The following is a 23,762-nucleotide window of genomic DNA, read 5'->3' on the forward strand; positions in this document are numbered from 1 at the left end:
CGCGTCCAATGGCCGTCGGGCCGAGGCCTCGGCTGGCGAGATCGGCGATCTGGATGCGCTCAGCCTCGGAGAGGAACCGGGGCGAGATCGTGCGGGCGGCAAGCAGCTCGAGCGGTGGCACGAACTTTGAGTATTTGAGGGCTTGAGGGCCACTGGATATTGCGTTTCGGGGCCACGCGATATTGAGATTCGGGGCCACGCGATATTGAGATTCGGGGCCACTCGATATTGCTGGTGAGCGCCACCCGGCTCGTGGTGACGCTCACCGGCCTGGGTCAGCCCGCGGTCGCGGTGTGTTCGCGCATATTGGTGCTGCCGGTCTCGATCCAGATGGTGTTGTGGACGATGCGGTCCATGATCGCGTCGGCGTGGACGCCGCCGCCGAGACGTTGGTGCCAGTCCTTCTTCGCGTACTGGGTGCAGAACACCGTCGACGCAGCGTCGTAACGCCGTTCGAGGAGCTCGAGCAGCATTGCCGCGGACGCTGTCATCGGGGCTGTCGAGCAGCCACTCGTCGATCACCAGCAGGGTGAACGCGGCGTATTTGCGCAACCATTTCTCCTTCCCCGCGGGCCGGTCCCTCGCCGAAGCCCAGGACTCTTCGAGGTCGGGCATGCGGATGTAGTGCGCTCGGTAGCGGTGCTGACATGCCTGCTTCGCCAGCGCAGAGCCCAGGTAGCTCTTCCCGGATCCGGTGAACCCTTGGAACACGACGTTCTGCTGTCTGCTGATGAACTGGCAGGTCCCGAGCTGGGCGATCACACCCCTGTCCAGGCCGCGCTGCTCGAGCATGTCCAGCCGGCGAAGGTCCGCGTTCGGGTAACGCAGTCCGGCTCGCCGGATGAGGCCTTCGACCTTGGCGTGGGTGAACGCGGCGTGGGCGTCGTCGACGGCCAGTTTCACGCGCTCCTCGAACACCATCCCCCGGGTGAGGGTGTCGTCCTGGATCTCGAGCGCGTCGACCAGCGACGCCACTCCCATCTCTCGCAGCTTCCGGACTCGTCGTTCGTGTCACCGTCGGCGCCTTCGAAGACCCCGCAGAGTGTGGCCCCAAGCAGTTCAGGCTGATCCGTTATGTCGGCGCCGGTGTAATCGGCGAAGGTGGGGTAGAGGTCTGAGATGTGAGCGAACGAATCGATGATCTCACCATTGTGGGGCCGGTGCAGATCGCGTGCGAGCTCGGTATCCCCGCCTCGACCGTCCACGCCGTGCTGGTGCGTGCCCGGATCAACCGGCTCAGTCACATTGATTGAGTCACCGGTGAGCCGATCCGTCGCTACGAGCACGACCATCCCGGATCCCTGACCATGTCGTTGTCACCAAGTTCGGGAACATCCCCCATGGCGGCGGGCGGCGGTTCGTAGGCAAGCAGCAGGGCGACCGCAACCGCGAGACGACCGCGAAGCGGACAGGCAAGCGGCACCGCGACCGCGCCCTCACGATCCGCTTTACCATCACGGGCGGTGTCTTGGTCGGCATCGAGTGTGGCCGACTGGAACGGTCCATCATCCCCGCGGGGCCTCCGGGCCGGTAACCGGGCAGCCCACTTGCGGGCGGTCGAGGTCATGAACATCTTCGCCGAGACAATGACCGGCCAATGCTCTTCAACGATGTGCTTGGCCAGACGCAGACGAGCGCGCGGAGTGAGAGCAGCATTAGCGTCGGACGCGAAGGCCTCCTGTGTGTGAAGCGGCTCCTAGACCTCGCCACATTCGCAACGGGAGGCCTTCACACGTCAACAGCTCCCACGCGATTCACACAACAACGTCCCTAGACAACACACTCAGTCAGCCCAGTCGATTGCGTACACCAACTCAGCGAGACGAGCCGCCCCCTCGTTGACGGTGTCGAAGTCGACGTCGACGACTCCCTGATCGGCCGCGTACTGGTCCCACTTCCTGGCGAGCTCCTCCGCTACATCTCCGTGAGCGTCGATAACATCCTTCGTCTCGCCGGGATCATCCGCCAGGTTGTACAGAGAATAGACACCCGTTCCTCCGGCGACGACGGGAGCGTAGACAAGCTTCCAGTCGCCGTCCCGATACGCACGGTGTCCCAGCAGCTCCATGCCGAACTCCTCCGTGCCAACCAGGTCGGAGGTCCCCTCGAGGAGCGGTCTGGCAGACGAGCCGAGTAGGCTCTCCGGGGCGACGAGGTCGGCACCCGCGTAGTCTGCGAAGGTCGGGTACAGATCAGAGACGTGGACGAAGGTGTCGCTTTGCTTGGGCGCGTCTCCCTTTGCGGCGGGAGGCTTGATGATCGCGGGTGCGCGGGTGCCGCCCTCGAAGACAGAGCCCTTGCTATGGAAGAACGGGCCAGACGACACCTGAGCGTTCGGAAGGCCGAGGGTTGGGTAGGAACCCGGGCTACCGTAGTCGTCGACGTCGCGAAGGGGGTAGTGCCGCTGCTGCCACTCGGCGTTGCCTGGTTTCGCCGTGTAAAGCACGCGGGAGACGCTCGAGGCACCGTTGTCACTCGCCACGACGATCAGCGTATTGTCATACTCGCCGCTCGCTTGCAAGTGAGTCACGATGCGGCCAAGCTGCTTATCGACGTCCTCGATCATCGCCGCGTACACCGCGAGGCGATACGCCAGGTCCCGTTTCTGTTCGGTGGTCAGCGCATCCCATTGGGGAGTCTGCACCGGCCATCGGGTGGCCACATCGTGGTCGATGAGGCCGGCGGCGGCCAGCGCGGCGATCCGATCCGCTCGGAGCTCTTCGTAGTTGTTGTCTGCGAGGTAGCGATCGAGGTAGTGGTCGATTCTCGAGCGGTCCGGAACATGAAGCGGATCATGCGGCGCCGTGTAGGCGAGATATCCAAAGAACGGGTTCTCCGAATCCGCGTCCTCGTCGAGCATTCGCAGGAGCTCGTCGGTATAGGCGTGCGTAGAGTAGAAGTCGTCTGCGAGCGTCTCGACGGGCTCGCCGTTGCGCTCATACTTGACGGTGTCCACAGGTTCGCCATCGCGGGGCGCATGGCGCAGCATGTCTCCGAAATGTGAAGCGGCACCGTCATACAGCGTGAAGTTCTCGTCGAATCCCAAAGCCTGCGGGCTCTGTTCCGGGCCTTCACCCAGATGCCACTTTCCCACCTGATATGTGTCGTATCCCACGTCGGAGAGGACTTGAGCAATTCCGGTGTACTTCCCTTCGAGGAAACCGCTGTACCCCGGCGTCGTTGCCGGCACCCCGGGCGGACCGAAACCCTCCTGCGACCCGAGACCGACCCGATGGGGGTCCTGCCCGGTCATCAGGGAGGCGCGCGTGGGTGCGCAGACGGGATAGGCGTGAAAGTTCGCCAGCTGGACTCCGTCCTCGGCGAGCGTGTCAATGGTGACCGTGGACGCCTCGCCGCCGTACACACCAAGGTCGGTGTAGCCGAGATCATCCAGCAAGACCATGAGGATGTTGGGCTTCGCCCGCGGCTCATCCGGGTTCGGCGTCTGCACAGTCCCGTCTTGTGCGGTGCACCCAGCGACACTTACGGTCAGCAAGGCGGCGGCACACACCGCGGCGCTTACGGAGGACCGCTTAGATGGCCCGGATTCGTGCTGGTCTTGCATAAGCCGTGCGTCGGCCAGTGGCCCCATCATCAGCTTCATTTCGCTTCCCGGACTCTTTTCGTGAAGTACGGCGTCGGCGCGATCGTCACGCGGATGCGGCGAACCTCTCCGGCCTCCGAATGGATGGTGTGCACCTCGCGCGAGTCGAAGCTTTCGCCCGCGAAAGATGTCACGTTCAACCGCATCCCTGGTCGGATGATCTCTTGTGCTGCGCGAAGGCTGGGCACGTCCTTCTCCTTCATCACCGAGGAATAGTCGGTGAGCGGGTTCGCTCCAGGCATGGTGACCCTGGTCCATCGATAGCTTGACATCTTCGTCTCCCGTATTGCTCGCTTTGCAACATCGCTCAACAGCATCAGCACCCCACTGGGATGTAAGCGCGACCTTCCCCTTCGCTCACGATGGAGGTACACGCAGTATCTATACAATACGTATCGTTTGGGATACTGCAACACCGGGGATCGAGGGCACTTATGTCAACCTGAAGACGGCCTCTTCGCAGTTAAGGCGAATGAGCCTCTACCCTCGACCTCCGCCATTTGGCGTGGGAGCGTTCCCAGCCCCGGACCTTGGTGCGGTCGGCATGGAGTGGCCTAACGCCCGGCTGTATGGCCGGGGTCAGCAGACGGGCACGTACGCCGAGACAACGCATTCCATGGCGATACAAGGGCCCAGTGGGCTCCGCATCCGACGCCGGCGAAAACCTTTTCGAAAGTGCGCCAGTCGCTGCGGCGTTTCGCGGTCGAGGGTCGTTTGGGTCGAGCTCGCATGCGGCTAGCAGGGCCACGAGGGCGTCGGCGGCAGACTCGCGCTCGAAACTCATGAGCTAGTGCGGCTGTTCGATGACGAACCGCCTGGTGGGACTGTTGACGGGTCAACGTTGATCCATTGGCGTTTGCCGTTGTCAGACATCGATGTGCACGGCCGAGATTGTTGCTCTTGAGGAAACGCGGGGCAACTCATCCGATACGTACAGTATCGTATATAGACCACCTCATCTCGATGGAGAGAAGCATGGATTCATATCAGAGTCAGTCCCGTCCATACCACGGATTCGAAGGCGCCAAGTGATCGTCGACGGCGCCTCGAACCCGGGTGATGTCGCGTGGATGCCAAACAACGGATGGGCATCGAACATGACGCGATTCGCTGAGCGGCTCGTCCGTCAAGGCCTCATAGACAAGTCCGATTATGAGTCGCTATGGGCATGGTCGGTGGAGGAGCCTTCAGCCTTCTGGACTGAGTTCGCAGACTTCGCTGACGTGCGCCTCGACGGCGAAGCAGGCCCGGTGACCGTAGGCGATGAGATGCCTGGAGTAAGTTGGTTTCCGGGCAGACGCGTGAATTTTGCCGAGCATCTCCTCCGCCAAGGCGACGGGGTCGCTGTAATCACAATCGATGAGCACGGGGACCGCACGGAGCATGATTGGACCCAACTTCGCGCAGACGTGGGCGCGCTCGGGGGGGCGCTGCGGCAGTGGGGGATCGTGTCGGGAGATCGGGTCGCCGCTGTCCTGTCGAATACATACGAGGCGCTGGTCGGGCTTCTCGCAGTGGCTTCTGTGGGAGCCGTGTGGTCGATCTGTTCGCCCGAGTTCGGTTCGGGCGCGATCATCTCGCGGTTTGCTCAGCTCGAGCCTCGAGTGTTGCTTACAGCTTCCTGCTACCAGCTCGGTGGCAGGACACGTGACCGGTCTCGTGAGATTGCCGAGGTGATCGACGCGCTGCCCACCCTGGACAAGGTGGTCTGGGTCGATTCCCTCGGATCATCACGCCCAGAAACAGAAGTGCCTACAGTCCTCTGGGCCGATGCACTGTCAACGGATTCTCCTCGTGCTCCACAGTTTGAACCGGTGGACTTCTCACATCCACTCTGGGTGTTGTTTTCTTCGGGCACGACGGGCGTTCCCAAGGGGATCGTTCACGGTCATGGCGGGGTGCTCCTTGAGATCCTCAAGATGCTCCTGCTGCACTCTGAGCTGAAGACAGGCGACCGCTACCTGAGCATTGCTTCGACCAGTTGGGTTGTGTGGAACACGCTCGCCTCCGCCATAGCCGTAGGCGCCGTGCCGGTGCTCGTCGATGGCAGCCCCACCTATCCCACCCCGGACCGGATTTGGCGAATCGTGAGCCAGGAATCAGTGGCCGCGATCGGTGTAAGCGCGGGATACATTCACTCATGCCGCAAGGATGGGCTTGACCTCCGCGGAACCGTCCCCTCCCTCCGCACCGTGCAAGTGACCGGATCGCCACTATCGGTCGATGGCTACCGCTGGATTCTCGACCGTGTCGGCGACGTCTGGATCTCGTCGATGAGCGGCGGCACTGACATCGCATCGGTGTTTGTGGCCGGGTCACCCTCACTGCCGGTACGACTCGGACGCATCCCCGCCCGAGCGCTCGCGGTCGACGCGCAGGCATGGAATGAGCGAGGGGAGTCTATCGTCGGGGAACCGGGTGAACTGGTGGTCACCTCTCCGATGCCCTCTATGCCGTTGTTCTTCTGGGGTGACTCATCGGGGCAGCGTTATCAAGAGGCGTACTTCGAGAAATACCCCGGTCGGTGGTGCCACGGCGACATCATCGACTTCGATTCCGACGGCAGCTCCGTGATCCATGGGCGCAGTGATTCGACTCTCAATAGAAACGGTCTGCGCATGGGGCCCGCCGACATCTACCAGGTCGTCGAGAACCTGCCGGAGGTCGTCGAGGCCCTCGTCGTAGGCGCCGAACTGGGCACCGAAGACTACTTCATGCCCCTATTCCTGCACATCACGGACGGTTTCGATGTGGCGACCGTGCAAGAAGCCGTGCGCGCTGCGATACGCCAGGAGCTCTCGGGGAGGTACCTTCCCGATGACATCGTGACAATGCGCCGCATCCCTCACACGCGTACAGGAAAGAAGCTCGAAGTACCGGTAAAACGGCTCCTTCAAGGGGCGGCGCTGTCCGATGTGGTAAGTGCCGGCGCGGTCGACGACTTCGCAGTTTTGCAGGACTACGCGGCGTACGCCGCTCAGGTGCGAGCATCAAAGCCGGGCGCGTCATGACCCGTCGGTGGGCCGCACACGACAACGATCCAGTGGTAGTGGCCTATGCGCGGACACCCATCGGTCGAGCCTTCAAGGGAGCGCTCCGCGAGGTAAGGCCGGAGGACCTGAGCCTGACCGCCGTCCAAGCAGCGTTACAGGCTGTACCGGAACTGGACCCCGAGGATATCGAGGACTTCTTCCTTGGCACAGCGTTGCCGGAAGGCGTCCAGGGGGACAACATCGCGCGGCGCGTCGCGGTAATGGCCGGGCTAGACGGCCTCCCCGCTGCCGTCGTCAACCGATTCTGCGCCTCCTCACTGCAAGCGGCACGCATGGCCGCGCACGCGATCAAAGCCGCCGATGGCGACGTGTTCCTCGTTGGCGGAGTGGAGAGTGTCTCGTTAAGCAGCGAGCTGACGGCTGTGCCGCATCCCGATTTCGACGACGCAATCACGCGCGCCGAACGTCGTTTCGCCGAATTTACCCCGTGGTCCGACCCCCGCGACCGAGGCGAAGTGCCCGATGTGTACGTCGCGATGGGCAAGACGGCAGAGTTCGTCGCACAGCTCACGGGCACGACCCGAGCTGATCAGGACGCCTTCGCCGCGCGTTCGCAGCAGCGCGCGATCACCGCACGAGCCGCGGGATTCTTCGAACGCGAGATCGTGCCTGTCCTCCTTCCGGACGGAACCCGCGTCGATCTGGACGATGGGCCCCGGCCCGGCACGACGGTGGAAGTTCTTGCTGGGCTGCGGCCGGCTTTCCATCCTCGAGGAACTGTCACTGCGGGCAATGCCAGCCCGCTCAACGATGGCGCATCTGCGGCAGTGATCATGAGCAGGCGACGGGCGAGGGAGCTCGGGATCACCCTCCGAGCGAGAATACTGACGTCTACGGCCTCCGCCTTGTCTCCGGAGATCATGGGTCTGGGTCCCGTTGCCGCTACCGAGCTGGCGCTTGCACGCACAGGGCTGAGCATTGAGGATCTGGACATCGTCGAGCTGAACGAAGCGTTCGCCGCGCAGGTGTTGCCGTCTGCCGCGAGACTCGGTATCGACCATTCTCGGCTCAACCCCCACGGCGGTGCGATCGCACTCGGGCACCCGTACGGGTCGACCGGAGTGAGGATGCTGGGAACACTGATCAATGGCCTGGAAACCCGAGACGAAACGATCGGTCTGGCCACTCTGTGCGTCGGTGGCGGTCAGGGAATGGCCATGATCGTAGAGAGGCTATGACTATGGAGGCAGCGCCCGGCACCGCGATACTGCGCGGGTCGATTTTCGTTCCACCAACGGCCTTCGTGGTCGCGGAACACCTAGGTCTGTTTAGGAGCGCCGGCATCGACCTGGGCCTGGCGCAGACCACATCGAGCACCCAGCAGCTCGACCAGCTCATCGACGGTGCGGTTGACTTCGTGGTCACCGCGATGGATAACGTGATCGTGTGGAACCAAGGCTCCGCTGACACCCGCATCATTGCGCAGATAGAGCGCACGACCCCTCTCTCGCTCATCGCGAAACCGAGCATCACGTCTTTCGATGGTCTGGCGGGGGCTACGCTTTCGGTCGACGCTTTCGATAACGGCTTCGCTGTCGTCCTTCGCCATCTCGTGCAGACCCGCTCCATCCAGGACGTGCGCTACGTGGAGACGGGTGGTGTTCACGAGCGTTACTCCGCTCTTGTTGATGGCAGTGTCGACGCAGCCTTGCTGGGGCCGCCTCTCAGCGAGCAAGCTGAGAAGCGCGGCCTGACCCAGCTCGGGAGAATCGATCAGTTGGTTCCAGGCTTCCCCGGGCAAGCGATCGTTGTCAAAGGCGATCGGGTCGAGGAGCTAAAGCCTCTCTTTGCGCTCCTGCTTGGCGCGTTGCGCGGCGCCATCAGCTGGTCCGATGCTGTCGAGGAAGACACTGGTGCAAGCTTGTTGATTGCCGCAGGCTTCGGGGGCGATTCGGCTCGATCCGCCTGGACCAACCGGGCACGTGATCTCTGGCCGTCGTTGGATGGTCTCGAACTTCTGCTGACGATGCGTCGAGCCCTGGACATCCTTCCCGACGGGGTGAGGGTCGCAGACCTCTGGACCGACGAGCTGCTCACCTCGCATGAGACCCATGATGTCGGCTGAGGAGTCGCAGCCGATCTTGCCGGTATCCCACGCAGTTCAAGGGATGCTGGCAACGGACCGATCGCTGAATCTGTTGGGGATCCGTGTGGTCTCTGCCGGCGGCGACCAGGCGGTGGCGCAGATGGAGGTCACCGCCGACATGGGGAATGGGCATCTGATTGCCCACGGCGGTCTCATCTTCACCCTTGCCGATACCGCGTTCATCTGCGCGTGTGCGGTGGTCGGGCAGATGCCGGTGACATCGTCAGCGTCGATTGTGTACCTCAGCCCGGGTCATGTGGGAGATGTGCTGACGGCGACCGCGGAGGTGCGTCACCGCGTCGGTCGAGTTGCACACTGCGATGTGACCGTGACTTCGGATCGCGGGGTTGTCGCCGAATTCCGGGGTAGCGCGATCAGCGTCAGCGCGCGATAGGTTTCCGCAACGGCGGAAGCGCGAACGACAACAGATCATCGGCGAATGCGTCGTCGAGAGGCCCGCCCCCGAGAAGCAGACGTTGATAGATCGGCGCGTAGATGAATGACGCGGCGATGTCGAGGTTGAGGTCTTCACGAAAGAGGCCCTCATCCACGCCGCGCTGCAGGAGCTCCCGGACTACTCGTGCTCGGTCGTCCCAGAATCGTTCGTGAAACTGGCGCAGCACGTCTGGAGCGTATTGACCTTCCGCGATGATCTGCGCGACGATCATGCCTTCGTCACTGCCGTACTGTCGCACAACGGATCGCACGTGCGCGGCGAGGGCATCATCGGCAGGTAGCGCGGGATCGATCGGGGTGTGCTGTAGATAGTCCGAAACAAATGCGTCGATCACGACGGCGACCTTGCTTGGCCACCACCGATATATGGTCGCCTTGCTGACCCCGGCGCGTTTCGCAATCGCCTCGATAGTGAGCCGTTGAACTGTCGTACCGGGTTTGTCCTCACCCAGCCCGATCAGCGTCAACGTCGCGCCGATGATCGCCTGTCTACTCTCTTCGCTCCGAGCCACCATGTCGTCACGCTAGCGCACAGGTCACGCTGTCAGCGTGTCCGACTGCAGCCGCTCAACTTTCACCTGTCGGGTTATCGGTGACCTTCGTGAAGTATGGCGCAGGTGCAACGGAAACTCTGATCTCGCGAACCTCTGTAGCGTCAGACTGGGCTGTTTTCACCTCGGGGTTGCCCCACAGGAGGACGAGGCCGGTTCCGGGCTCGGCATGCTCGATTTCCACGACTGCGGTTGAGATTGTCGACGGCGCTCGAAAACTGGACAGTAGCGGCGGGGTGGTTTCCAGTGATCGTCGCAACGTGATCACACCAGTTGGAGGTCATGTTGTCGTCACGTCGCGTTCCGAAGGGTCCTGGGCGTAGGCCGAAGTCTTTGGCGCGGAAGCGGTTCATGGAGCTGCTGGCGCAGGGGTGGCCGTTGGCCGCCGCGGCCCGCGAGGTCGGTGTCGTGCGCACCACGGCGTATATCTGGAGAGACGGCACGACGGTGCGGCGAAAGGATGGCACGGTGAAGGTCGTGCCGCCGCTCGAGCCGCTTTCGCTTCGCCCCATCTCGCCGCGCTTCCTGTCCGAGGAGGAACGCATCCGGATCGCCGACCTCGCGAGCAGGGGCGCCGGACCGACGGAGATCGCCAAGACGCTGGGCCGGTCGCCGTCGACGATCAGCCGGGAGTTGCGACGCAACGCACATGAGTCCGGCCAGTACCGGCCGTTCCACGCGCACAGCGTCGCCGCGACCCGTCGCCGGCGGCCGAAGCCGTTGAAGCTGTCGACAAATCCAGCGCTGCGCACGTACGTGAAGGCGAGATTGAGGGAGCGGTGGAGTCCGCAGCAGATTAGCCGCGCCTTGCGCGCCGCGCACCCCGGCGATGCCGGCATGCGGGTCGCGACGGAGAGCATCTATCTCGCGATCTACCGGCCCGGATCAGGGCTTCTGCGCAAACCCGATCCGTCACCGCTGCGGACAGGACGTGACCACCGCAGGGCGCATACCCGTCTGATCCGGGCCGGGCGCCGGTTCGCGCAGCCGATGCTGTCGATCCATGACCGCGAGTTCGAACCGACAGACAGGTCCGTGGCGGGCAATTGGGAGGGCGACCTCATCGTCGGCCCGCATCACCGCTCCGCGATCGGCACGCTCGTGGAGCGGCAGACACGGTACGTGAAGCTGCTGCACCTGAACGCGCTCACCTCGTCCGAGCTGCACAAAGCTCTAGTGCGGGTCCTCGGCGCACTCCCGGAGGGGCTGCGGCGGACGCTGACATGGGATCAAGGCACCGAGATGGCCAAGCACCTCGACATCACCGCCGACACCGGCACGAAGATCTACTTCTGCGACGCCGCCAGCCCCTGGCAACGCGGCAGCAACGAAAACACAAACGGGCTGCTGCGACAGTACTTTCCGAAGTCGACGAACCTCGCCGTCCACACGCCGCGGGACCTCGCCAGAGTCGAGGACGAGCTCAACCGGCGACCCCGAATGACGCTCGGCGACCGCGCACCCGCGGACCTCTTCGCCAGCCTGCTAATGTCCGAGAATCAGCCCTCGTTGCAATGACCGCTGGAATGCAAGGCGCCGAAAACGTTCAGAGTTCGGGCGCCGCCGACAGAGATCACGTGGCCGGCGTTGTCGCTGTAGCTACTCCACTGCGACACGCCTACTTGCCGTCCGTCCGCGTTCTGCACAGTGTCAGCTGGGTACCACGCGTAGTGCGGAACGGGGACGGACAGTGTCTGCGCCCGCTTTTCGCCGAACAACGAAGCGGCAATCGTGTCTGCAACGTCATCATCGTTCCAGACCAAGGTGACTTCTCTGCGCCGCGGGTTCTCTGCTTTCTCCTTCAGCGCAGCGCTGCCTACGAACTCGCGGCTCCAGTCCACGAGCGGACCGTACCCGGCCTCGATCGGGTCGATGTAGTAGTCCTCGATCCGGGTCGAGGTCATGCTTCCCCCTAGTGAGTCAAGTGCGGGCAGGGGGAACGGCCCTATCCACTCGCGGAACTCCTGGAGTTCGGTGGCGGTATAGATCGCAGGCAGCGGGATGGGCATCCAGCTCGATTCCTGGCTAGAGGTGCCGTAGGCGAGTGCTCCCACTTTCCTCAAGCCGTACTTCTGTCCGGTCTCCTCGATCGCTTCCCGCACGACCTGCTGGTCGTCCCAGGGCCCATACAACTCGAATCCGGGGGTGCCGGCCATGCCGTGACGCAGCGCTCGGACGGTCTTGCCTGCGATCTGTAGCTCTCCGATGTGGAAGAACTTGATCTTTCCCGCCGGGTGCGGCGACCACGAGCTGCTTGGCCCCGCAAGACAGAAAACGGCTCGAGCTGGTTGACGGCGAGTTCCTTCAGGAACGGGATGACCTCGGTGCCGCGCAGCTGCAGTTCGGGCATGTGGTATGACAGCTCGAGAAGCGCGACTCCGTTCATCCATGCGCGTTGCTCGTCACGCCAGGACGAGAACTCGGCCGGATAGCCCGGAGGAGACCACCGCGTAAGGGGGGGCGTTGCGAACGAGATTCATCGCTCCGCCGGCCTGCTGAATAAGCGTCGCCAGACTGGGCTCACGACTGATCTCCGACATGTTTCTCCTTTGAACCACGTTGTGGGTGATGCCGGCAGGCCCGACCACCCTCTTGGTCTGCTCGCGGCGCCCACACGAGGCGGCGGCGCGATCGAACACATCCTATGCAAAACGATACGGACTGGATAGGATCATTTCTTGCGATGATGCGTACGATCGTCTTCAATCGTACGATACGATACGGCTAGTATCGCTAGCACCGTCCATATCCGTCTACGACGACTGAGGGGTAACCATGAGCATGCGAAGCCGGTCAGAATGAACCCGGAATCGACATTGCCGGGATCCGCCGAGCTCATCCGCGACTACTCGCTCGAGATGACCGGTAAAGATGTGGAGGAGTTACGCGCAGCGAGGGAGACCATCCCTGACGGCACCAGAATCAACGTCACCTTCCTCGGCAACGAGGACTTGGAGATGAGGGTGGCGGCAGCAAGGGCCGTTCGTGAAAGCGGCTTCATGCCCGTACCGCACATCGCAGCGCGCAGGATCCCGTCTCGCGCGCACTTGGCTGAATTTCTTTCGCGTCTTCACGACGTGGGCGCAGCGCAGGAAGTCTTCGTGGTCGGTGGCGACCCCGCTTCAGCCGAGGGTCCTTTCGAAGACGCCCAAAGCATCATCGACAGCGGTCTCCTCGAGGAGTATGGCGTGCAAGGGGTGACCATCTCTGGATATCCAGAGGGTCACCCTGATATCACGACCGCACTGCTCTGGCGTGCACTCGATCAAAAGGTCGCGTCGCTGTCTCACCGGGGGTTCCACGCCACGATCCTCACTCAGCTTGCCTTCGACACCGCTCCGGTCGCCGAGTGGATCGCGGCAACCCGGTCCAAAGGTATCGAGGTGGATATCCGTGTAGGAACGCCGGGTCCCGCGGGCGTCAAACGTCTGATCGGTTTCGCTCGCCGGTTTGGTATCGGAGCGAACGCGCTGATCGTCAAGAAGTACGGCTTCTCGCTGACCAACCTGATGGGCACGGCAGGGCCCGACAGATTCGTGGACGGCCTTGCAGACGCCCTCGCGCTTACACCGATGAAGAGCGACGTGAAACTGCACTTTTACACATTCGGGGGACTTCGCGCGACGTCGGACTGGGTTCATCACTACGAGGCTCGTACCCGTGCGAATGGAGCAGACCATGGCTGAGCTGTTGGACGGAGTCAAGGCCGCGACCGAGATCAAGGATGAACTGCGGACACGAGTGTCCGAGTTGGCTTCCCGAGGGGTGGTACCTGGGCTGGGAACGCTGCTGGTTGGAGACGACCCTGCATCGAGGTCCTACGTGTCGGGCAAGCACCGTGACTGCGAGGAAGTCGGGGTGGCATCGATCTCGGTCGAACTACCTGCCACCTCAACCTTCGCGCAGATCGCCAAGGCTGTCCGCGAGCTTAACCATGACCCGGCCGTGACGGGCTTCATCGTGCAATTGCCTTTGCCGGACGGACTGGACCAGCAGGCGATCCTGGAGCTGGTGGATCCTGCAAAGGATGCTGACGGGTTGCACCCGCTGAATTTGGGTCGACTCGTTCTGGGGGTCGATCCGAAGGCAGTAACGGCGGGTCCGCTGCCCTGCACTCCGCGTGCGGTCATGGACCTAGTCGAGCGAAACGGCATCTCTCTAGCGGGTAAGAATGTCACCGTCATCGGAAGAGGAATCACCGTAGGGCGGCCGATGGGGTTGCTGTTGACCCGCAAGGGAACGGATGTGACGGTGACTCTCACTCACTCCAGGACCCCCGACATCGCGGCCGAGGTGCGCCGCGCCGACGTCGTCATTGCTGCCGTCGGGGTACCGCATTTCGTCAAGCCCGAATGGATCAAACCCGGCGCTGTGGTGCTGGATGTAGGCGTCACTCGAGTCGGAAGCACCGCGACGGGTCGAGCAAAACTCGCTGGAGACGTCGATCCGGCAGTAGCTGACGTCGCAGGCTGGGTCTCACCTAACCCACGTGGAGTTGGTCCGATGACCCGCGCGCTACTTGTCACCAATGTCGTGGAAGCCGCCGAACGCACGTTGAGGAGTTCTGATGTCAGGTAGACCGCAGCAAAACAGTGCCTGCCTTATTGTGCAGGGACCAGATCGACCGGGCCTGGTTGCCGCAGTGTCCGCACTCATCGCCCGCAACGGGGCGAATATCTCCACGCTGGATCAGGTCTCCGACAATGCAGACGGGGGGAACTTTTTCCAGCGGGTCGTCTTCCAGCACCCCGAGCTGACAACCGCGCTATCGAAGATCGAGGCAGATCTGGAGTCCACGCTGACACCGCTGGGGATGCAGTGGCAGCTGACGGATCAGTCGGTGCCTAAGCGGGTAGCGATCCTCGCTTCTACCTCGGACCACTGTCTGTTGGAGCTCCTGTGGCGACATCGCAGAGGCGAGATGAACATCTCCATTCCCATGGTGATCTCCAATCACACCAACACCGCCGAGGATGTTCGATCTTTCGGAATCCCGTTCTTCCACGTCCCCTCCCAGGGGCCGGACAAGTCCGAAGCCGAGGCCCAGATATTGGAGCTGCTGCGAGGCAAAGTCGACTTCATCGTGCTAGCGCGCTACATGCAGATCCTCTCGGCGGAGTTCCTCGACGAGGTCGGCGTCCCAGTGATCAACATCCACCATTCCTTCCTCCCCGCTTTCATCGGAGCCGCGCCATACCGGCGGGCGAAGGAACGGGGAGTGAAGCTCATCGGTGCCACATCGCACTACGTCACCAAAGATCTCGATGAGGGTCCGATCATCGAACAAGACGTCACTCGGGTCGATCACTCTATGGACGCAGCGGCCCTCCAAATCCGTGGAGCATTGGTCGAACGCGCGGTGCTCTCTCGTGCCGTCGAATGGCATGCCGAGGACCGCGTGATCCGACACGGCAACCAGACGATCGTGTTCAGCTAGAACCCAGTCGATCGACAAGTGTCATTCGAAACGGATCGTATTGATCCTGCATCACTTCGATGCCTTCAAAGAAGAGGAACCAGACGATGACTGCAACGACGCACCCCAGCTTCTTCCTGAATGAGCACATCCCTCCGGCACCAGCAGTGTCGTCGTGGACGCGGTTCATTCACGAGTTTGAGCCGTCGGAGTTCACCAACTGGATCGACGAGAGCGAATCCTGGAAACAGACGGCCTACATCGGCGACTGGTCATCGCTCCCGAACAAGATCGTCGTAAAAGGACCCGACGCGGTGCGCTTCTTCCAGGATCTCTCCATCAATACGTTCAAGAACTTCGAGGTGGGGCGGGCCAAGCACAGCGTTCAGTGCTCACGCTCCGGCAGAGTCATCACCGAAGGCATCCTGATGCGCCTCGGCGAAGAAGAGGTGAAATTCACCGGTGGTCCTCTGTACTGGGCGGAGTACCAGTTCGCGAAGGGCAACTACAACGCGACGCTCACTCAGCGTGGGACGTCAGATTTCATCATTCAGATCCAGGGACCACGGTCGCTGGACATTCTCGAGGCTGCGTCGGGAGAGTCCCACCGCGACTACAAATTCCTCAACGTCCGTCAGACCACCGTGGCGGGCCATCCTGTCTGGTCATTGCGGCAGGGGATGTCGGGGGAGTTGGGCTTCGAACTTCACGGAGACGGAGCTCACGCGGTGGAGGTACACCAGGCGCTGCTCGACGCAGGGGAGCAGTTCGGCGTACGGCGACTCGGTGGCCGAACAAAGATGGTCAACCACGTCGAAGCGTGCTTCCCGACGCCGCTTGTCGACTACATGCCGGCGGTCGGCGACGAGCCTGAGTTCGCTCAGTACCTCGCGGAAACGCACCCGGAGCTGGCCTATCTCGCCTACTTCCCATCGACGGGAAGCCATGTGCCCGCTGGCTATGACGACGCGTACCGCACCCCTCACGAGTTGGGTTGGGGACGCAGCATCAACTTCGATCACGAGTTCATCGGACGCGCTGCCCTCGAGGAATCAGCCGCCGCGCCCCACCGGACGATGGTGACCCTGGTTTGGGACAAGGACGACGTCAAAGATGTATACGCCTCGCTGTTCGATAGCGAGACACCGTACGACTTCATGGAGATGCCTCGAGCGCTGTTCGATTCGTTTGCCGTGGACTCCGTGCGTGCCAACGGTCGAGAGGTCGGCGTATCCACGTCCCGCTGCTACTCATACCACTTCCGCGACATGATCTCGCTGAGCAGCATCGACGCGGAGCACGCAGAGCCGGGCCAGCAGGTCGAAGTGATCTGGGGCTCCCCGGGTTCACCCCAGAAGACGATCCGAGCGACGGTGGCACGCGCACCATACAAGCGCGATAACCGACGCGTCGATGTGGCCGATCTTCCCACCCAAGTCCAGAACTGAACATCCGATGTCGCCTCTGAGGAGTTGCAATGACTGAAATCCACCCCACTACCGGACTGGCTGACGGCACCTTCGGCTTAGCGCGCCTCGGCGACGAAGGCGGAGTGATCAACGCCCTCGTCAGACCGGACGGCGGGGTCGTCGACCTCACACCGCAGTACCCGAGCCAGGACGAACTGTACGGAGATTGGGCCCGGACGTTCGACGCCCTCGAGCTGCTGAACTCGAGAAGCGTGGGCACTGACAAGACCGTGACGGACTATCGGGTTCTCGCGCCAACGGTGCGACCGCAGATCTTCTGCGCAGGGTCCAACTACCGTCAGCACGCCGCCGAGATGTACACCTTCAACAAAGGAAACTACGCCAAGGATCGCCATGACGGTGAGTCCGACGAGCAGTTCTATGAACGCAATCTCTCCTTCGTGACCGAGAAACGCGCCAAGGGAATGCCGTTCATCTGGCTGGCCAGCCACGGGTCGCTCGTCGGCCCGGACGACGACATCGAGCTCCCCGCCATCGGCGTCGCCCACGACTGGGAAGCCGAACTCACGATCGTCACCGCCGGCGGGGCGCCGCGGTACCTCAGCCCCGATGAGGCCGTGGAGTACATCGTCGGTTACACGATCGGCAACGACATGCACATCGGTGACCTGTTCAGCCGCACGGACATCAAATGGAACGCGGACTGGATCGCGAAGCAGTCCCCGACCTACAAGCAAGCGGGACCTTTCGTCGTGCCTCGACAGTTCTTCCCCGACCGTTCGACGCTGCAGATCACGCTCGACGTCAGCGGCGAGAGAATGCAGGACTGGCCCGCCGACGACATGATCTTCTCTCCCGAGGAGTACCTGGCCTACGCGTCCGAACGCGTATCGATCCTGGCTGGCGACCTACTCATGATGGGCTCCCCTCCTGGCAACGGCGCCGTACACGGAGCCCGCTGGCTCGTCCCCGGCGACACCGTCGACATCTCCATCGCCGGCCTCGGCCACCAGCACCACCGTGTCATCGCCGAAGACCTGCACGGTAGGACCCCGCACTTCGGCCTCCCGCCCTTCGACCGCCCCGACGCGCGATAGGAGCCCTGATGCCTCGCATCGAACATCGGATCATCGACACACCGGAGAGCGTCGCCTGGAAGGGGCCGCTGTCCGGCACTGATCACAGTGTCATCCGCGTCCCCGACCTCGACGTCGCCATACCGTGGTATCAGTCCATGCTCGGCCTGGTACCAACCGAACGGCGAAACGACAAGATCTACCTGATGGGTCCCGTGAGCGGGCGGATCGTGCTCGGGCTGTCCGAAGGCGGAACAGGTCTGGACTACGTCAGCTTCCCAGCCCGAAGCGCTCAATCCTACGATGCGCTCGCCACTAAGCTCGTCGCGAACGGCATTGACACCATCTTCGGCGTCGACACCACGCGCGAAGGCGCCCGCAATGAACTGCGGGTCGCGCTGAGCACCGGACATGTCTTCGAGGTAGCGGAGCACGAAACCAACGCTCCCCCGGCCCCAGTCGAACGCACCTACCGACCCGGCGCTATCGACATCCGCAACAGCCACTTGCCGCTACGTTCAAGCGATGTGACCGGCGTCCCCGATTTCTTGGGCGTGCTCGGATATCTCAGTAGCTTGTTCGTGCCGCTGCCGGATTCACCCGCCTACTTCATCCAGTTCCTCCGAGCGAATGCCATACACCTTCAGGTGACGGTTCTCACCGGGCGCGAGGGCCTCCACCACGTCGCCCTTGAAGCGGACGAAGTGGATTTCTTGCAGACCCTCGACAACCTAGCTCTGACGGAGCTGGTTGCCGACTATGGCACGGTGCGCATACGAGGGCAAGATGCTTTCCATATACGTCCGGGACCCGTTCGGAAACCGGATCGCGGTCACCTCCACTATGGAGACGGTCGGTTTCGACTACGTCGGACAGTACAGCCGATCAGGCACCCGTGGCACCACCTCAACATGTGAGGTCCGGGACCACCGGAGAACTGGAACGCGAATGAATGTGACCGAGCCGAACGCTCGCACACCGCACCCTCACCGTCTACTCGACTAGGAGAATCACCAATGAAGCTCGGAAGAATCGCCGTCCCCACGCCCGACGGAGAACAGATCCGCGTGGTCGCCGCACAGCCCGACTTCAGTCGTGTGGTGGATCTCGCACGGGCCTACTCGCTCGCACTGCAGAAATCGGGGGCCACACCACATCGCGCTCGCGAGCTCGCCTCTTCCGCATTCCCATTGAGCCTGTCAGCGGCAATCGCCGGAGGGGCGAGATTCCTCGACGACGCGCACGCCGCGCTCGCTGCCGCCGACGACGCCTCGACGCCGATAGACGACGTGTCGTGGCGGGCGGCAGTCGATCCTCCGGTTATTCGAGACGGTCTCACCTTCGGGACTCACATCGAGAATTACTTCCGCAACGTCGTGCACTCAAAGCCTGTGCGGGAGATCTACAACAGGCCTGGCTTCTTCAAAGGCTCGACCGCCACGGTGTATGGCCATGACGAGGTGATCCCATACCCGAACATCTCGAGCAAGCTCGATTACGAACTGGAGATCGGCTACATCGTAGGCAAGCCGGGTCGCAACCTGACCCCTGATGAGGCGCTCGGTCACATCTTTGGTATCACGATCTTCAATGACTGGAGTTTGCGCGACGTGCAGGCCGTCGAAGGTCCGATTGGCATGGGCGCCCAGCACAGCAAAGATTTTGCCTACGGTATCGGCCCGTGGGTCACGACCATTGATGAGATTTCGTCGATCGAAGGTCTGCGCGGGCAGGTGCGCGTCAACGGCGAAGTTCGTTCCGACACCAAGGTTGAAAACTTCGTTTACACGCCTGAGGAGCTGGTCGCGTACGTCTCGATTTTTGATGGACTGCAGGCGGGTGACCTGATCGGCTCAGGCACGATGGGGTTCGGTGCCGGCGTCGAGATCAACCGTTTCCTCGAGCCCGGGGACCTTGTGGAACTCGACCTGGAGGGTGTCGGCACGCTGCGTAACCGGGTGGCTGCAGAGAAGGAAATTCCGCCCTGGTGGCCAGAGCCGCGGCCCTACCCGTACGAGAGCGAGGACTGAGATGACGCGGCCGCCGGTGCGACGAGTCGTCACCGGTCACGATGACGATGGTCGAGCGATCATCTTGTCCGATGGTCCAGCCCCACACGCCTACGATTCCGACGTCATTCTAGGTTTCGGTGCGACCGTGCCATGGGTCACTCTAGGGGAGAGGATCGACCATGTGACGGACGAAGACCCCGCGGCATCAGACTCGGAGATACCGTCCTTTCCCGCCCCGGGTGCGACCATCCTGCGCATCGCTGACTTCCCCCCTGACGCGGTCTACCCGGATGACGCGGGCGCAGTAATCTTCGCCGAGCTCAATGCTCAGGATGGGGCCCATGCTGGCGATGCGGCCGATAGGCGCAGCGCGGGAAAGCACTTTTGGTTCCACCGGACCAACTCGCTGGACTACGCCGTCGTGCTTGACGGGGAGATCACTCTCCTCGTGGATAGCGGTGAAGCGACCCTGACGCCTGGCGACGTTGTGATTCAACGTGCCACCAGCCACGCATGGTCGAATCGTACGGACCGCACCGCTCGGGTGCTCTTCGTTCTCATCGGCACAGAGCCCCTCTCTGCCTCCGAGATTGCTCGCAAACGGCAAGTACGTTCAGGGGCGCTTCGAGGCTGAACACATCGCAAAGCTGCGCGGGGGTGCCCAGGTAAACCGGCTCTGCTCAGCTTGGCCCGGGTGCACGGCACAAGTGAGCGACTCCTCTGCAGAGCTGATACCAGGCGGGGTCCTTGACGGGTCACGCACAACTCGGGTTAGAAAAGTTCAGGGAGCGGTACGCACGATGAGAATCAATTGCCTGGGGGCGGCGCCGTGGCGCTGAAGCCCCCGAAAGCTGACATCGACGAGGCGCGGGTGCACGTCTCCGGCCGCAAGAAGGTCGCAGTCGGTGTGCCGGCCGTTCTGCACGCCCTCAAGATCTCCCAGGAGCAGATGGGCGTGAAGCGCAGCATCCAGACTCTGCTTGCGGTCAACCAGAAGGACGGGTTCGACTGCCCCGGATGCGCCTGGCCCGAAGAGGAAAAGCGGCACATCGCGGAGTTCTGCGAGAACGGGGCGAAGGCCGTCGCAGAGGAGGCGACGATCCGCCGGGTGACTCCGGAATTCTTCGCCGAGCACTCGATCGATGAGCTGCGCGGGCACGACGACTGGTGGCTCGGCCAGCAGGGCCGGCTGACGCATCCGATGATCCTCGATGAGGGTGCGACGCACTATCGTCCGATCTCGTGGGACGACGCGCTGCGCGAGGTGGCCGACGCGCTTCGGGCCCTCGATGATCCGAACGAGGCGATCTTCTACACCTCGGGCCGCACTTCGAACGAGGCGGCGTTCCTCTACCAGCTGCTCGTGCGGGGCCTGGGCACCAACAACCTGCCGGACTGCTCGAACATGTGCCACGAATCGTCCGGCTCGGCACTCACCGAGACTCTCGGGATCGGCAAGGGCACGGTCTCGATCGAAGACATCCATCAGGCCGATCTGCTCATCATCGCCGGCCAGAACCCCGGCACGAACCACCCTCGGATGCTGAGCGCGCTCGAGAAGGCGAAGGACAACGGGGCGAGCATCGTGGCGGTGAACCCGCTTCCCGAGGCCGCGCTTATCCGCTATAAGAATCCACAGACGCCCAGGGGCGTGCTCCTCGGGGGCAAGAAGCTCGCCGACGAGTTCGTGCAGATCCGGCTCGGGGGCGACCAGGCGCTGTTCCAGGCGATCGGAAAGCACCTGCTCGAGGTCGACGAACGCGAAGGCGGCGTGCTCGATCATGTGTTCATCCAGGAGCACACCACCGGCTTCGCCCCGTACGCCGCAGAGGTGGCTGCGGTTCCCTGGCGTGAACTGGTCGCCGCGACCGGGGTGCCCGAGAAGGCGCTGCGTCGCGTGGCGGAGCGGGTGCGCACCTCGAAGTCCACGATCGTGTGCTGGGCGATGGGGCTGACCCAGCACAAGCACGCCGTCGCGACCCTGCGTGATGTGGTGAACGTGCTGCTGCTGCAGGGCAACATCGGCCGACCGGGCGCGGGGGTCTGCCCGGTGCGCGGGCACTCGAACGTGCAGGGCGATCGCACGATGGGCATCTATGAGAAGCCGTCGGAGCACTTCCTCGCCGCGCTCGACCGCGAATTCGCATTCACGGCCCCGCGGGAGCACGGGCACGACACCGTCGAGGCGATCCGCGCGATGCGGGACGGCTCGGCTCGCGTCTTCATGGCGATGGGCGGCAACTTCGTCTCGGCGACGCCCGACACGAACGTCGTGGAGGCCGCCCTTCGAAACGTCGACCTGACTGTGCAGGTGTCCACGAAGCTGAACCGCTCCCACGTCGTGACCGGAAAGCGCGCGATCATCCTGCCGACGCTCGGCCGCACCGACCGCGACGTGCGCGGCGGGGGAGAGCAGCGCGTCACCGTCGAGGACTCGATGAGCGCCGTGCACTCTTCACGCGGGCGTCTGGTGCCGCCGTCAGCCGACATGCTGAGCGAGGTCGCGATCGTCGCGCGCATCTGCGCTCAGCTGTTCGGGTCGGACGCCGGCAGCCACTTCGAGCCGCAGATCGACGACGAGAGTGCGGTCGATGTGGACTTCGACCAGCCCGAGCACGTGGGTATCCAGTCCGACGCTCCGGCCGTGGAACGCACGCACCTGGAGCGACGTGAGCCCCACGGGCGCCCGCAGTCGGTTCCGCGGGCTGACTGGGCGGCGCTCGAAGCGGACTACGCCCTCATCCGGCGGCACATCGCGGCCGTCATCCCCGGCTTCGACGACTTCGAGCAGCGCATCGAGAAGGGCCGCACGCTGTTCCTGCCGAACGGTCCCCGCGACGACCGGAGCTTCGCCACAGCCACGGGCAAGGCTGTGTTCACTGCGAACCCACTCGAGTACCCGTTCATCCCCCACGGGCGACTGCTGCTGCAGACCATCCGCTCGCACGACCAGTACAACACCACGATCTACGGCAAGGACGACCGCTATCGCGGCATCCACGGCGGACGCCGCGTCCTCATGGTCAACCCGAAGGACATCCAGAAGCTGGGGTTCGTCGAGGGCGACATCGTCGATCTCGTCTCGGAGTGGCGTGACGGTCTCGAGCGGCGCGCCGAGGAGTTCCGCATCGTCAGCTATTCCACTCCGCGGGGGAACGCGGCGGCCTACTATCCCGAGACGAACGTGCTCGTACCGCTGGATTCCACCGCCGACATCAGCGGGACGCCGACCTCGAAGTCCGTGATCGTGCGACTCGAACGCCGCGCCGCCTAAGCTTGAACCGGGGCGGTCGTCACGACTCGGCCTTGGCGGCTTGAACAAAAAGCGTTGCGCGAACCTCCCAACTTCTCACTCGGTGCTCGGCCAGTCGGGTGTGGGGGCGTGATTCGCGGAGAAGACGATGGCCGCGTCTGACCACGTTCCGCCGCTGATCCGGGCGTATCGCAGTACAAGTCGCGACGGCGACGCCGAAGGTGTCAGACATCACGATCGCAGCCATGATCCAAAGCGATGTCAAATCGCGCGGCGACATCAGCTGGAGTTGGTGACGCCGAATCAGCGGGCGTCTTCGCAGGAGGCTCGCTTTGCCGGGTCGTTTATTAGCGGCCTGCGAACAGCCAGGGGGCTCCGGTCGGCGCCGGTGCTGTTCCAGCGTGAGTTGGGCGACGGGAGCGGGCAGCGGCAGGGTCACTGTCCCGATTTGCGTGGAGCACCCGTGCGCATCAGCTGGCTCGCACGATTTGAAGACGGGGAAGGTTCCCGAGCGTGCCAGGACCCGGCGTGTGGCGGCAGCTTGCCGGTTCCTCTTTCCCGGGCGGGCGCAGTGGGCGCCTGGGTAGACTCGCGGCATGGCGCTCAGGCCTGTTGTCCAACAGTCGTCGCGTACAGGTGCCAGAAAATCTTGTCTGTGTCGACGACGGTTGAAGAACCGGCCGAAACGACGGCTTGGTTTCCAGCAGTCATCGCAACGAGGGGTGATTCTGGGAGGCTAGCAGCGTGGCGAAGAGGTCGGCTGGGGTTCGGTCGCCGAGGGTGATCCGGGGTCGGCGGTTGAGTTCGTTCTCGACGTGGGCGAGG

At 63.1% G+C, this 23,762-nt stretch carries 19 protein-coding genes and 3 pseudogenes; 15 read left to right on the forward strand and 7 right to left on the reverse strand.

Annotated elements, in window-relative coordinates; translation table 11 throughout:
- The 3 genes and pseudogenes from MRBLMI12_RS22270 to MRBLMI12_RS22075 form a co-directional block, all read right to left on the reverse strand.
- Positions 1–127, reverse strand: a pseudogene (locus MRBLMI12_RS22270) (IS30 family transposase); the annotation flags it as partial.
- Between the two features lie 148 nt (positions 128–275).
- Positions 276–491, reverse strand: coding sequence for an ATP-binding protein (locus MRBLMI12_RS22070; protein WP_363358334.1), 216 nt, complete (start codon positions 489–491; stop codon positions 276–278).
- 76 nt (positions 492–567) lie between these two features.
- Positions 568–981 (reverse strand): annotated as a pseudogene (locus tag MRBLMI12_RS22075) (ATP-binding protein); the annotation flags it as partial.
- 170 nt (positions 982–1,151) lie between these two features.
- Between MRBLMI12_RS22075 and MRBLMI12_RS22080 the strand changes: the two are divergent.
- Positions 1,152–1,441 (forward strand): annotated as a pseudogene (locus MRBLMI12_RS22080) (IS481 family transposase); the annotation flags it as partial.
- 342 nt (positions 1,442–1,783) lie between these two features.
- Here MRBLMI12_RS22080 and MRBLMI12_RS22090 read toward each other — a convergent pair.
- Together MRBLMI12_RS22090 and MRBLMI12_RS22095 are read right to left on the reverse strand one after the other, a co-directional pair.
- Complete coding sequence (locus MRBLMI12_RS22090) at positions 1,784–3,451, reverse strand: sulfatase-like hydrolase/transferase (RefSeq protein WP_363358335.1); 1,668 nt, start codon at positions 3,449–3,451, stop codon at positions 1,784–1,786.
- 149 nt (positions 3,452–3,600) lie between these two features.
- Positions 3,601–3,846, reverse strand: coding sequence for a hypothetical protein (locus MRBLMI12_RS22095; RefSeq protein WP_363358336.1), 246 nt, complete (start codon positions 3,844–3,846; stop codon positions 3,601–3,603).
- 786 nt (positions 3,847–4,632) lie between these two features.
- Between MRBLMI12_RS22095 and MRBLMI12_RS22100 the strand changes: the two genes are divergently transcribed.
- The 4 genes from MRBLMI12_RS22100 to MRBLMI12_RS22115 are packed head-to-tail and all read left to right on the forward strand — an operon-like array spanning position 4,633 to position 9,137.
- Positions 4,633–6,615: an acetoacetate--CoA ligase gene (locus MRBLMI12_RS22100; RefSeq protein WP_363358337.1), complete on the forward strand. Its 1,983-nt coding sequence runs from the start codon at positions 4,633–4,635 to the stop codon at positions 6,613–6,615.
- On the forward strand, positions 6,612–7,835 hold the full coding sequence (locus MRBLMI12_RS22105; RefSeq protein WP_363358338.1) for an acetyl-CoA C-acyltransferase: 1,224 nt from the start codon (positions 6,612–6,614) through the stop codon (positions 7,833–7,835). Before MRBLMI12_RS22100 ends, MRBLMI12_RS22105 begins: the two co-directional genes overlap by 4 nt.
- Positions 7,836–7,837: 2 nt before the next feature.
- On the forward strand, positions 7,838–8,722 hold the full coding sequence (locus MRBLMI12_RS22110; RefSeq protein ID WP_363358339.1) for an ABC transporter substrate-binding protein: 885 nt from the start codon (positions 7,838–7,840) through the stop codon (positions 8,720–8,722).
- On the forward strand, positions 8,709–9,137 hold the full coding sequence (locus tag MRBLMI12_RS22115) for a hotdog fold thioesterase (RefSeq protein ID WP_363358340.1): 429 nt from the start codon (positions 8,709–8,711) through the stop codon (positions 9,135–9,137). The genes MRBLMI12_RS22110 and MRBLMI12_RS22115 overlap by 14 nt, the downstream gene beginning before the upstream one ends.
- Here MRBLMI12_RS22115 and MRBLMI12_RS22120 read toward each other — a convergent pair.
- Positions 9,124–9,714, reverse strand: a complete 591-nt coding sequence (locus MRBLMI12_RS22120; RefSeq protein ID WP_363358341.1) for a TetR/AcrR family transcriptional regulator — start codon at positions 9,712–9,714, stop codon at positions 9,124–9,126. The two genes, MRBLMI12_RS22115 and MRBLMI12_RS22120, sit on opposite strands and share 14 nt — an antisense overlap.
- 318 nt (positions 9,715–10,032) lie before the next feature.
- On the opposite strand from MRBLMI12_RS22120, the gene MRBLMI12_RS22125 reads away from it, so the two are divergent.
- Positions 10,033–11,268, forward strand: coding sequence for an IS30 family transposase (locus tag MRBLMI12_RS22125; RefSeq protein ID WP_363358342.1), 1,236 nt, complete (start codon positions 10,033–10,035; stop codon positions 11,266–11,268).
- On the opposite strand, the gene MRBLMI12_RS22130 is transcribed toward MRBLMI12_RS22125, so the two are convergent.
- The gene (locus MRBLMI12_RS22130) at positions 11,250–12,140 is read right to left on the reverse strand and encodes a hypothetical protein (RefSeq protein WP_363358343.1); all 891 of its coding nucleotides are present in this window, start codon (positions 12,138–12,140) and stop codon (positions 11,250–11,252) included. The two genes, MRBLMI12_RS22125 and MRBLMI12_RS22130, sit on opposite strands and share 19 nt — an antisense overlap.
- A 408-nt stretch (positions 12,141–12,548) precedes the next feature.
- On the opposite strand from MRBLMI12_RS22130, the gene MRBLMI12_RS22135 reads away from it, so the two are divergent.
- The 9 genes from MRBLMI12_RS22135 (at position 12,549) to MRBLMI12_RS22175 (ending at position 22,958) form a co-directional block, all read left to right on the forward strand.
- Positions 12,549–13,436: a methylenetetrahydrofolate reductase gene (locus MRBLMI12_RS22135; RefSeq protein ID WP_363358344.1), complete on the forward strand. Its 888-nt coding sequence runs from the start codon at positions 12,549–12,551 to the stop codon at positions 13,434–13,436.
- The gene (locus tag MRBLMI12_RS22140) at positions 13,429–14,328 is read left to right on the forward strand and encodes a bifunctional methylenetetrahydrofolate dehydrogenase/methenyltetrahydrofolate cyclohydrolase (protein WP_363358345.1); all 900 of its coding nucleotides are present in this window, start codon (positions 13,429–13,431) and stop codon (positions 14,326–14,328) included. Before MRBLMI12_RS22135 ends, MRBLMI12_RS22140 begins: the two co-directional genes overlap by 8 nt.
- Complete coding sequence (gene purU / locus MRBLMI12_RS22145; RefSeq protein ID WP_363358346.1) at positions 14,318–15,187, forward strand: formyltetrahydrofolate deformylase; 870 nt, start codon at positions 14,318–14,320, stop codon at positions 15,185–15,187. The genes MRBLMI12_RS22140 and purU overlap by 11 nt, the downstream gene beginning before the upstream one ends.
- Positions 15,188–15,273: 86 nt before the next feature.
- Positions 15,274–16,614, forward strand: coding sequence for a hypothetical protein (locus tag MRBLMI12_RS22150; protein ID WP_363358347.1), 1,341 nt, complete (start codon positions 15,274–15,276; stop codon positions 16,612–16,614).
- Between the two features lie 29 nt (positions 16,615–16,643).
- A complete protein-coding gene (locus tag MRBLMI12_RS22155) occupies positions 16,644–17,693 on the forward strand; it encodes a fumarylacetoacetate hydrolase family protein (RefSeq protein ID WP_363358348.1) in 1,050 nt (349 codons plus the stop codon).
- Positions 17,694–17,701: 8 nt separating this feature from the next.
- On the forward strand, positions 17,702–18,589 hold the full coding sequence (locus MRBLMI12_RS22160) for a VOC family protein (protein WP_363358349.1): 888 nt from the start codon (positions 17,702–17,704) through the stop codon (positions 18,587–18,589).
- 99 nt (positions 18,590–18,688) lie between these two features.
- The gene (locus MRBLMI12_RS22165) at positions 18,689–19,702 is read left to right on the forward strand and encodes a fumarylacetoacetate hydrolase family protein (protein ID WP_363358350.1); all 1,014 of its coding nucleotides are present in this window, start codon (positions 18,689–18,691) and stop codon (positions 19,700–19,702) included.
- Between the two features lie 163 nt (positions 19,703–19,865).
- Positions 19,866–20,318, forward strand: coding sequence for a cupin domain-containing protein (locus MRBLMI12_RS22170; RefSeq protein ID WP_363358351.1), 453 nt, complete (start codon positions 19,866–19,868; stop codon positions 20,316–20,318).
- 195 nt (positions 20,319–20,513) lie between these two features.
- Positions 20,514–22,958 carry an FdhF/YdeP family oxidoreductase gene (locus tag MRBLMI12_RS22175; RefSeq protein WP_363358352.1) on the forward strand — a complete coding sequence of 815 codons (2,445 nt, stop codon included), beginning with the start codon at positions 20,514–20,516 and terminating at the stop codon, positions 22,956–22,958.
- The last annotated feature ends 804 nt before the right edge of the window (positions 22,959–23,762 follow it).

The sequence above is a fragment of the Microbacterium sp. LMI12-1-1.1 genome (assembly GCF_040676455.1).
Classification (GTDB): domain Bacteria; phylum Actinomycetota; class Actinomycetes; order Actinomycetales; family Microbacteriaceae; genus Microbacterium.

Coding starts and splice junctions, on each gene's coding strand:
- MRBLMI12_RS22070 (WP_363358334.1), bottom strand. CDS start 491: ATGACAGCGTCCGCGGCAATGCTGCTCGAGCTCCTCGAACGGCGTTAC.
- MRBLMI12_RS22095 (WP_363358336.1), bottom strand. CDS start 3,846: ATGCCTGGAGCGAACCCGCTCACCGACTATTCCTCGGTGATGAAGGAG.
- MRBLMI12_RS22105 (WP_363358338.1), top strand. CDS start 6,612: ATGACCCGTCGGTGGGCCGCACACGACAACGATCCAGTGGTAGTGGCC.
- MRBLMI12_RS22110 (WP_363358339.1), top strand. CDS start 7,838: ATGGAGGCAGCGCCCGGCACCGCGATACTGCGCGGGTCGATTTTCGTT.
- MRBLMI12_RS22115 (WP_363358340.1), top strand. CDS start 8,709: ATGATGTCGGCTGAGGAGTCGCAGCCGATCTTGCCGGTATCCCACGCA.
- MRBLMI12_RS22120 (WP_363358341.1), bottom strand. CDS start 9,714: ATGGTGGCTCGGAGCGAAGAGAGTAGACAGGCGATCATCGGCGCGACG.
- MRBLMI12_RS22125 (WP_363358342.1), top strand. CDS start 10,033: ATGTTGTCGTCACGTCGCGTTCCGAAGGGTCCTGGGCGTAGGCCGAAG.
- MRBLMI12_RS22130 (WP_363358343.1), bottom strand. CDS start 12,140: ATGGATGAACGGAGTCGCGCTTCTCGAGCTGTCATACCACATGCCCGA.
- MRBLMI12_RS22135 (WP_363358344.1), top strand. CDS start 12,549: ATGAACCCGGAATCGACATTGCCGGGATCCGCCGAGCTCATCCGCGAC.
- MRBLMI12_RS22140 (WP_363358345.1), top strand. CDS start 13,429: ATGGCTGAGCTGTTGGACGGAGTCAAGGCCGCGACCGAGATCAAGGAT.
- purU (WP_363358346.1), top strand. CDS start 14,318: ATGTCAGGTAGACCGCAGCAAAACAGTGCCTGCCTTATTGTGCAGGGA.
- MRBLMI12_RS22150 (WP_363358347.1), top strand. CDS start 15,274: ATGACTGCAACGACGCACCCCAGCTTCTTCCTGAATGAGCACATCCCT.
- MRBLMI12_RS22155 (WP_363358348.1), top strand. CDS start 16,644: ATGACTGAAATCCACCCCACTACCGGACTGGCTGACGGCACCTTCGGC.
- MRBLMI12_RS22160 (WP_363358349.1), top strand. CDS start 17,702: ATGCCTCGCATCGAACATCGGATCATCGACACACCGGAGAGCGTCGCC.
- MRBLMI12_RS22165 (WP_363358350.1), top strand. CDS start 18,689: ATGAAGCTCGGAAGAATCGCCGTCCCCACGCCCGACGGAGAACAGATC.